6 protein-coding genes and 2 pseudogenes are annotated in these 9,854 nt (G+C 41.0%); 5 read left to right on the forward strand and 3 right to left on the reverse strand.

Annotated features, from left to right (window positions below; all coding sequences use genetic code 11):
- Positions 1–33 precede the first annotated feature (33 nt).
- The 3 genes and pseudogenes from LC608_RS30555 to LC608_RS30565 form a co-directional block, all read right to left on the reverse strand.
- Positions 34–1,551 carry an FAD-dependent oxidoreductase gene (locus tag LC608_RS30555; RefSeq protein WP_229557154.1) on the reverse strand — a complete coding sequence of 506 codons (1,518 nt, stop codon included), beginning with the start codon at positions 1,549–1,551 and terminating at the stop codon, positions 34–36.
- A gap of 191 nt (positions 1,552–1,742) precedes the next feature.
- Positions 1,743–2,003: pseudogene (locus LC608_RS30560) on the reverse strand (transposase); the annotation flags it as partial.
- A 1,608-nt stretch (positions 2,004–3,611) separates the two neighbouring features.
- Positions 3,612–3,809: a hypothetical protein gene (locus LC608_RS30565; protein WP_229557156.1), complete on the reverse strand. Its 198-nt coding sequence runs from the start codon at positions 3,807–3,809 to the stop codon at positions 3,612–3,614.
- Between the two features lie 324 nt (positions 3,810–4,133).
- On the opposite strand from LC608_RS30565, the gene LC608_RS30570 reads away from it, so the two are divergent.
- From LC608_RS30570 to LC608_RS30590, 5 genes and pseudogenes are all read left to right on the forward strand, one after another.
- Positions 4,134–5,945 carry a ScyA-related TPP-binding enzyme gene (locus LC608_RS30570; protein WP_229557157.1) on the forward strand — a complete coding sequence of 604 codons (1,812 nt, stop codon included), beginning with the start codon at positions 4,134–4,136 and terminating at the stop codon, positions 5,943–5,945.
- Between the two features lie 18 nt (positions 5,946–5,963).
- On the forward strand, positions 5,964–7,097 hold the full coding sequence (locus tag LC608_RS30575) for a 3-oxoacyl-ACP synthase III family protein (protein WP_229557158.1): 1,134 nt from the start codon (positions 5,964–5,966) through the stop codon (positions 7,095–7,097).
- A gap of 48 nt (positions 7,098–7,145) precedes the next feature.
- Positions 7,146–7,895, forward strand: coding sequence for an SDR family oxidoreductase (locus LC608_RS30580; RefSeq protein ID WP_229557159.1), 750 nt, complete (start codon positions 7,146–7,148; stop codon positions 7,893–7,895).
- A gap of 109 nt (positions 7,896–8,004) precedes the next feature.
- Positions 8,005–8,804: pseudogene (locus LC608_RS30585) on the forward strand (IS5 family transposase).
- A 77-nt stretch (positions 8,805–8,881) separates the two neighbouring features.
- Entirely contained in the window at positions 8,882–9,676 is a 795-nt protein-coding gene (locus LC608_RS30590) for an SDR family oxidoreductase (protein WP_229557160.1), read from the forward strand.
- The last annotated feature ends 178 nt before the right edge of the window (positions 9,677–9,854 follow it).

The raw sequence follows: 9,854 nt of genomic DNA on the forward strand, positions 1-9,854 counted from the left end.
TCAAATTGAGTTTTTTGTAATAACCAGTCAGATTTATACAACTGAAGGTTCTAACAATATTGTTCTAGTCTGAAGTTGAACAATTTCTTCTACTTGGCTCAGAGCAGATGTAATTGCCCCTTCTATCCAGGCATTATCCATCGAACAATGTTCTCCTGCAAAATACAATTTTTTTTCCGGTTTTGTGACGACTTCAATATTGTATTTCGATCTACCAAGCCACATCACACCACTACATCCACGAGTCCATTTGTGCTTTTCCCATGAAATAATAGCAACATCTTGAACCATATCTTTAGTTTCAATCTCTGGATGAAATCTGCTAACGCTTTTTTTAATCAGATTAATCTGTTTGTGATGACTGAGTTCGGCGAGATATTTTGAATCTTCACCAATTACGTAACTAGCAAGTAAAACCCCAGGATTTTCTTGCTGAAAAGAAGAATTATCTGGGGATGCAAGAGGATAATACAATTGGCGAATTACGCGATCGCTTATGGAAGCTCCTTCTTTAATTTGATATTTGTCTTTTTCCCAAAATCTATCTTTGCAATAAAACAGCACTTTAGTAGCACCAACATAAGTGAGGTTGTGAATGACATCTAGCTTTTCCTTGGAAAAGCCATCTAGCTTCATTTCTCTCAAAACGCTAAATGGTATGGTGCATAATACGGTATCGCTGTATAACTGCTCATTGCCATTAATGGTAATTTTGACTCTATTATCCTCAAGACAGATCCCTGTGACTTCTGCATTCAATCTGATGTCATCTTTTAAATGATTAGCGATCGCATCAGGAAGCTGATTCATACCCCCCGCAAGTTGATAGAGGTCGCTAGAGGATTCGAGGATAATATGCCGCAGATAAGTTCTGAGCACATCTTCACATCTACCTCTCAATTTGGAGAGTAACGGCAATACATTGTTTGGTGAAAAATCTTCATCCTTCAGTTCAACAGAACACCCCTCAAGTGAATCATCTAATTCATCTAATAAATAGTTATGTAAATCTGTTTCAAATAGTTCCCGTATCTCTTTAGGAGACATAGCATCTACTATTGTTTTGAGGGCAGATGCAAACCGTTCCGTATATTTAGATTTGAATTTTCTGTTTTTAGAAAATTCGTAGCTAGGATAAATCTCGTGGATAGCATCTTTTAATCGACATACTTTTCCCTTAATATCAAGGAAGCATTCATTATTCTTAAAAATAGTTACAAATTTTTGTAACTGAGACTGTAAACCCATTTCATTGATGTAGTAATGAGTGAATTCGTGATTGAAAGGAAGGCGCATAGCGCCAAGCTCTCCGTATGCCGTTCTATTTTCATCACCAAATCTATAAGTCCATATTCTTCCTCCAATTCGGTTGCTTGCTTCTAAGATTCTGACTTCATAGTTAAGCTTTTTTAGTTCATAAGCAGCAACTAGACCGGATATTCCTGCACCTAAAATAGTTATTGATTTAGGTAAACTGTTTGAGTTAAGAGAATTTATTTTTGAAAAATATCCTCTAACATTTTTGAAATCTCTGTTGAAAATATTTTGCATAGTGCCTCTGGTTAAAGTTGATAAATTGAAGTCATGATGAATTGATTAATTCTTTTTTGAGTCAAGCTATCGCATTTAAAATAAACACAAATAAATGAAAATTTTATTGACAGTACCCTAAGAGCAATTCACCACTCATTCATATCAATGCAATAATTAATAATGCTTTAAGGAAATTTGCTATTTTCTCTCTTAAGAGCTTGATTCATCTTTTCCCATACTCCAGAGCGACGCCAAGTCCGGAAGTAATTATAAACTGTTGGCCAAGGAGGTAAATCATGAGGAAGTAACCTCCAAGAATAACCGCTTTTCTGGATGTATAACATAGCATTAATAATCTCACGCATATCTACAGTCCGAGTCCGTCCACCAGTTTTAGCGGGTGGGATTAAAGGTTGAAGTATTTCCCAGTCTGCATCTGTAATATCGGTTGAATATGCTTTTCGACTCATAGGGTCAAAGTTGGAAAAAATCAACTTATTATTACCCTAAAGAAACCTTATATGTATTCAGTAAGAGTTGTTTTGCCTGATTTCCACTCAATATGAGAAATCTGATTACTGATCTAGAAGTATCATAAACTGCTCGGAAATCAAAGAGTCTTTTGCCTTAGCAGACCCATTCTGATACTAGGAAGACAATTTTTTTCATTTACTTGCTCTTTAAAAGGCTCGTTGCGTTTCTTCGTTTAGCTTGCCAATTCCAAATCGGAATTACCACTAAAGATCGAGCTTTTGATCGTCAACTTAAGCAAGATCGGGTGTTTTGTTTATATAGCGATTTGCAATTGTGTGGAGTACAGACAAATCGTAGAGATTCACAGATATGCATTGGTGTAAAACTTAACATGAAACGGGCGTTAGAAACTTTTTTATGTCTCTGAAAAGAGAAAAATCGGATGTCGATCCTGAATCTCTTTTAAAACCTCGCTTTACCAGCAAAATCAAAAAATTCTTGTTTGGGAACAAGCACAGAAATATTCTCTAATGAGAGTAATAAAAACTGTGGGTGATCGCCTGAGCTAAAACACCATATATAGAAATCATAGAATTTAGATACACTTCTACTCCCTTTTTCCTATTCCCCGTTAAGACTTCCCCATCCCCTACCTATCGCGCTTACACTGCGCTTGTTCAGAAATCAAAGCGGAGTGCTACATATCTGATGCGTAAGCCCTGATCAGGTGAGGCTTTAAAAAAGATTCAAGGTGAGCACCTTATTTTTATTTCCTCAGAGATATAAAAGAGCGTTAGGAAACGCCTTAACTTCCCGGTAAACTTCTTGTTCTTTAGTTGATTAAATTTATAGATAGTGTTGAATTTATGTATGTAAAGTAAATTTAAGAATATGCATCATATTGAACTTCTATATGTAAGTTAGTAATGAAAGATGCAATTTGAAGCTAGAAAAACTTTTTAGCTCAGACAAATAGGGTAATACAACTCTAATCAGTTTCAATAAGCCAGGATAAAAATATAACGCTGTAGCTAGCCAATGAGGCTTTTGGAGACCATTATGAGTTATAGATTTACAAGAGTTCAGCACTACACATCATCATCTGGGGATATTAATAAAATATGAAGCTGTGTCGTGTCTGATAACTAAATATTATCTTGGTTTGATCTCAGACAGTATCAGATTCAATCTGCTGCCTGGGAGTTACTTCAAGATAGTCAGGAATGTATCACAAGATAATTAGAATGATAAGTGCAGTCGAGGCAAGGCTGAGAATAGACATCTGATAGGTTCATTCAGGTCTTTCCTAAATTGTTTTATTTTTTGCATATATTATCATGTATGTGCGCTTCGATCAAATAGCACTAAGATTAAGGGCAAATCCTCAGCCGATGTTAAGGTGATTGCAACTATCTCCCAAACCTTAGTTTTTATAAAAATGAAAGCAGATCGCTTTCATGCTGACCATATTTAATTATCAACAAACATCAGTCCTTGAAAATTAAATCGCTAAAATGATGAAAATTCGTTAGCTTACACCTTTACATAGCTAAGAAATTGCCATTAGGTCAAAAGTTTTTAGGTGTGAGTTCTAGAACATCGATTCAGTAATAAAAAACGAGGCTGAGACATCCAATTTTTACGCCTTTAAAACCAAATTTTCCTTGTTGCAACCCAAATAAACCGAGTTTTTTGTCATAACTATGAATACTGAATCGGTGTTCTAATGAACCAAAGGTTTGTTCATGTTCGTCTTTAGTTCTATTTTGCTTTCTTGTTTTTTCCACCTTAGAGCTTGTCACGAAACAACCTTCCTTCTTTTTAGTTAGAAATGCTTTCTCAGTAAGCTTTTTAAGTGCCAAATTGTAAAAGTTGTTTCTTGACAGGTTCTTAGGGGATATTTTAAAAGGGTCTTTTTATTTAAGTACATGACGAAAACTTTGATTTGGCGTTGCACTTAACCTTGTGTAAAACTGCAAAATTATATCTTTCGATACTTTTAAAACATCCTCTAAGGGTTTTATCCTAACTTCGTGCAATTCAGCTATTATCTTTACCAAAAGTAGGGCTAACTTTCTACTATGAACACTAAATGTCAAAATCTAGCCACAAAGAAGGTTGAACAGATGGACTCAGTTAAACAGGCATCGCAATCTTCAATTGTATTATCATCCTTGTCATTTTGGCGAAAATTACCTTTTCCTGATGTCCAGCAGGGCACTGAGTCAGATATCCCTCTCCCTAACAAGCAGAGGGATATTTCTTTTTCCCTTGCCGAAGCAGTGGTTAAGATGTTGGAAGAAATGGGAGTCAGAGATGCGTTTGGTGTTTCAGGAGGTGCAATTGCCCCCTTGTGGGTCGCACTACAGCATAGTAAAATCCGAGTGCTGCACTTTCGCCACGAAGTTGGAGCGGTTTTTGCAGCTATCGAGTCGTACTTTACTAATGGATGTCCGGTCGTAGTGTTTACTACAACTGGTCCAGGAATTACTAATGCGCTTACTGGGCTTTTTGCTGCCCGGTGGGAGGGTGCTAAGGTAATTTTCTTATCTCCTTCGACCTCAACATCGCAGCGTGGATACTGGGCTTTTCAAGAAACCAGTGCTTATACAATGGCCAACACAGGTCTTTTTACCTCAGGAACACTGTTTCATTATGCAACTACCTTTGAATGCAATGATGAACTTCCACAAGTTTGTCACAGACTAGCTTCAGGCCTTAGACGACCCGGAGGTTTTGTAGCCCATTTGAGTATTCCTACAGCTATTCAAAAGAGTTTGCTCAAAACAGCCTTACCACAACTCAGCTTTTCTCATCCTCCGATCAGTGCTAATGAAGAAACGATTAAAGAATCTGCCAGATTGTTATCTGAAGGTTCATTTGCAATCTGGGTCGGTTTTGGCGCGCGAGGTGCTGCACAAGAAATTCGGCAGCTTGCCGAGAGAACCGGGGCTGCGGTGATGTGTTCGTCGCGTGGCAAAGGTATTTTCCCAGAGGATCATCCTCAATTCGTAGGTGTTACAGGCTTTGCTGGACATCGGTCTGTTCTGAAATATATGCGAGAGCAGCCTCCGCTGCACACGCTGGTACTAGGAACCCGCTTAGGTGAATTTACCTCTTTTTGGAATCCGGCGATGATTCCCTCACGAGGCTTAGTGCATGTTGACATCGACCCGGAAGTACCAGGAACAGCGTATCCATCAGCTAAGACTTTTGCTATCCAATCTGACGTGGCATTGTTTGTCAAGGCTCTGCTTGCATACATTCCAGAGCATCATAGTCAGTCAACAGCCCGATCACTACCAAAACCTGAGAACCATATTATCAATCTCCAGGACAGTGATCTGGTAAGACCTGAAGTTCTCATGAATGTAATTCAACAAGTAATTGTCGAGGGAAGCGATGCAGTGGTAATCACTGAGGCTGGTAACTCATTTGCTTGGGGAAATCATCTGCTGCGATTTACAAAACCCGGTCGTTACCGTGTCAGTTCTGGGTTTGGGGCTATGGGTCATGCTGTCACGGGCGTGGTTGGTGCCGCACTGGCACGAAATGGTAAGGCTGTTGCGATCGTCGGGGATGGCGCAATGTTGATGAATAGTGAAGTCAGCACAGCCGTGCAACATCAGATTCCTGCTGTTTGGATTGTACTTAACGATTCTCGTTACAATATGTGCGATCAAGGAATGGCTATGCTGGGGTTCGAGGGTATAGACGCGAAGATTTCACAGACAAATTTCGTTCAGATTGCCCAAGGTATGGGATCTAATGGCATCCGAGTTGAAAAGGAGTCTGACATTCAAGCAGCACTAGAGAAAGCACTTGTTTCCACAGGCCCATTCGTTGTTGATGTAATTATCGACCCTACACACCCTGCACCGATTGGGAGTCGTATTCATAACTTGATTTCTCAAGGAACTATAAATAATAATAAATAATACAAGAGGAAATTGGAGATGATATATCCTTCAGTAGGCATTTCTTCACTCGCATTGAGCCTTCCTAGTATTAAACTGGCCAAAGATGATTATAGAGAAAATTACCCGGATCTGCTAGCGAGTGTCGAGCAAAAAAACCTGGCAAGGCTGTTTTCGCTAGTTAACTTTACTCCTAGCAACGAGTATGAGTTAGAGATGATGCCCTATCTAGAAGATCCTTTTCGTGGTACTGTTGAGCGGTGGATACTTGGCCCTGACGAGTCATCACTTACATTGGAGTATCGCGCAGCAATGGATGCCCTTGAGGCGGCCCAGCTTTCTCCCAATGACGTAGATATCCTACTCGTTGCCTCGTTTTTACCTGAGCAAATAGGCTTTGGCAATGCAGCTTTCCTGGCTCGTCAACTTGGTATGTCCTGTGCTGCATGGAATCTAGATGCAACATGCGCTAGTACTCCGGTGGCGCTGGAAACTGCTTGTGCCTTGGTACAAAGTGGAGGGTATCGCCATGCCCTAGTAGTCATTTCATGTACTTACTCTCGCTTTTTTGATCGAGACGATACTCTTTCGTGGTTTTTTAGTGATGGTGCTGGAGCTTTTTTAGTTAGTGCTCTCAAACCTAGCCAAGGTTTATTGGGATCAAAGACCGTTAATACCAGCGTCTTGTGTGACCAATTCCCTTTTAAACTCACTCAAGATGAGCAGGGCAATCCACATCTGCGTATGCAAGTCCTAAAAGGCACGAATAAAGTGATTGGCGAAACTGCTGTGGAACTTCTTCGTACATGTTGCGAAGGAGCGATCGCTGCTGCTAATGTGACGCTAGAGCAAATCGACTTCTTTATTTTCAATACACCCACAGCTTGGTTTGCCAGTTTCTGTATCCGTGTACTAGGCATTGACCCAGAACGGACAATCAATATTTACCCTTTTTATGCAAACATTGGGCCAACATTGTCTCTAGCCAATCTCTACCACGCTGCACAGCTAGATAAGATTCGTGAAAATGACTTGGTTTTAATCTATGGTTTTGGTGCAGCCAGTTCCGCTTCTGCAAGTGTAATGCGCTGGGGTGACGTGACTCTAAGTTCGCAACCCCACAAGCAACCTGACTCAAAATTCAGAGAACTTACTGGCAAAAGGACAAGATAGTAAAAATTCTTTCGACAAAAACCATACATAATTTCAAGGAAGACACCCATGCTAAGGCAATTGTATGGAAAAGTGGCACTGGTAACTGGAGCTTCGTCAGGTATTGGTCGAGCAACAGCGCTAGCATTTGCACAGGCTGGAGCAAAAGTTGTAGTTGCTAGTCGTCGGATTACCGAGGGAGAGGAAGTTGTCCGTCAAATACAAGAGGCAGGAAGCGAGGCTATTTTTGTCAAAACCGATGTGTCAAAAGCGGCTGAAGTTGAGGCGCTGGTTGACAAAACTGTAGATATCTATGGTCGTCTGGATTGCGCCTTCAATAACGCTGGTATCCCATCTGCTGGTTTGCTAACTGATACATTAGAAGAAGACTGGGATCGTTTAATTGACGTGAACCTTAAAGGAACATGGCTCTGCCTCAAGTATGAGATTAAGGCGATGCTGCTCCAAGGTGGCGGCGCGATTGTGAACGTGGCTTCTATGGGTGGTGTGGTCGGTTTTGCGGGCTATGCTAGTTACTGTGCTAGTAAAGGTGGGGTTATCGCCTTAACCCGATCTGCGGCAATCGAGTATGCTCAATTCGGTATTCGGATAAATGTTGTCAGTCCTGGTGCAATTGATACTGACATGCTGGCAACTATTCCTGCACACCAACTTGCTCAGATGATAGCAATGCATCCCATCGGACGTAGTGGTAAGCCAGAGGAAATTGCAGAAGCCGTGGTGTGGCTGTGTTCGGACGCAGCTTCCTTCGTTGTGGGGCACAACATGATGATTGATGGAGGATATACCGTGCATTGATATTTCTGTTTACCTTAGTCGAGCAAACATCGCACCTATGTCTGAAGACTAGGGCGTGTTTTCAAACTAGTTGTATCCTGAAAAAATAGGTGATCGCTGTGTAGAAAAGATGAATCGAGGAGATATCAGCAACGAACAGTGGGAAAAGTTAAAACCGCTACTACCACCACAAAAACCGATTACAGGCAAGCCAAATAATGACCATCGCACAGTTGTGAATGGCATTCTTTGGATATTGAGAACCGGAGCGCCGTGGCGAGACTTGCCAGAACGTTATGGGAAGTGGGAGAGTGCGGCAACAAGGTTTTATCGGTGGCAAAAGCCGGAATTTGGAACCAAATCTTAGAACATCCGCAAGTGATCGCCGACGAACAAGGAAAACTTGATTGGGAAGTTCATTACGTCGATGGAACAGTGATCTGCGCCCATCAGCACGCAGCTGGTGGAAAAAAGGGGGTGAAGAAGATGAGAAACTAGGTCGTTCTTGTGGTGGTTTCAGTACAAAAATACACATACGTTGTGAAGGCAAAGGTAAGCCGATTACTTTTATCCTTAGTCCAGGTCATCGTAATGAGTCGATTTTTCTGGAACAATTGATGGAACAAGTTGCAGTCTAAGCGTTCTGGGCAAGGTCGCCCGCGTGTGAGGCCTTTAAGACTCGTTGGAGACAAAGGTTACACTGGTCGTCGCATACGTCATTACTTGCGCCGTCGCGGTATCCGTCTTACCATACCACGGTTATCAAATGAACCACGTCGCGGCCCTTTTAACCGTGAAATCTATCGTCAACGTAACATTGTTGAACGTACTATCAACCGCCTCAAGCAATTTCGCCGCGTTGCTACCCGATATGAAAAACTTGCTGTAAATTATACAGCTATGATAACGATCGCCTCCATTCTGTTGTGACTATAGTTTGAAAACACGCCCTAGGGCTGAGACTACGAGTTTTAATTTCTTCTTTTTTCTAGGTAGGAGGCATTTACATGACTGCGATATCTACTCAAGACGGAAAGTACTCTGAAGAAACTAAGTTAATGAAAGGTCGGGTAGCCTTGGTGACTGGAGCTAGTCGAGGAATTGGCGCAGCTACAGCTAAACTTCTAGCCTATCATGGAGCGACAGTCGGCGTTAACTATTACAACAACTATGAAGCGGCTCAGTCAATTGTAGAGGAAATAGAAGTCAGTGATGGTAAAGCTATTGCAGTTCAAGCTGATGTCACTGATGAAGCGCAAGTTCAGAAAATGGTGCAGCGGATATCAGAAGCATTTGGTCAGATTGACACCCTTGTACTCTCTGCTAACAAAACATTTACAATTGCTCCCTTTATAAATTACCAATGGTCAGATTTTGAAGAAAAGTTAGTAGGAGAACTTCAAGGAGTTTTCTACCCTTGTAAAGCTATTGTTCCCTCAATGATCGAAGATAAACGTGGTTGCATTATAGCTATTAGCAGTGGTTTGTCTCGTTATCCCTCTGAAGGTTTTATAGCTCACTCTACAGCTAAGTCAGGACTAGACGCTTTTATCAAAAATTTGGCTTTAGAATTAGGTCCATTAGGGATTCGAGTTAATGCCATAGCTCCTGGTCTAACTTTGACTGAAGCCACTATGTTTCTTCCTGAAGAATATAGGGAAAATACGGCTCAGGCAACTCCATTAAGGAGAAATGCGATGCCAGAAGATATTGCTGGGGCCATTCTCATGCTTGCATCTAATGAAGCGAAATTTGTTACTGGAGTTTACTTACCGGTATCTGGTGGCATTCAGATGCTTTGAGATATTTTTCCGTCCGAAGAATCGGGGAGGATCAAAGTGTAATTCAAATGGTAAGTAAGTCGGCGCGAAAAAACTAAACTATGTAAAGATAAGTAAATACGGAGAATGCATCTACCGAGGTGACGAAGATATGGGCGCTCGTTTAAGGGTGTTTTTGACTAGCGATCAAGATAAAACT

It is taken from the genome of Nostoc sp. XA010 (assembly GCF_020829625.1).
GTDB lineage: Bacteria > Cyanobacteriota > Cyanobacteriia > Cyanobacteriales > Nostocaceae > Nostoc.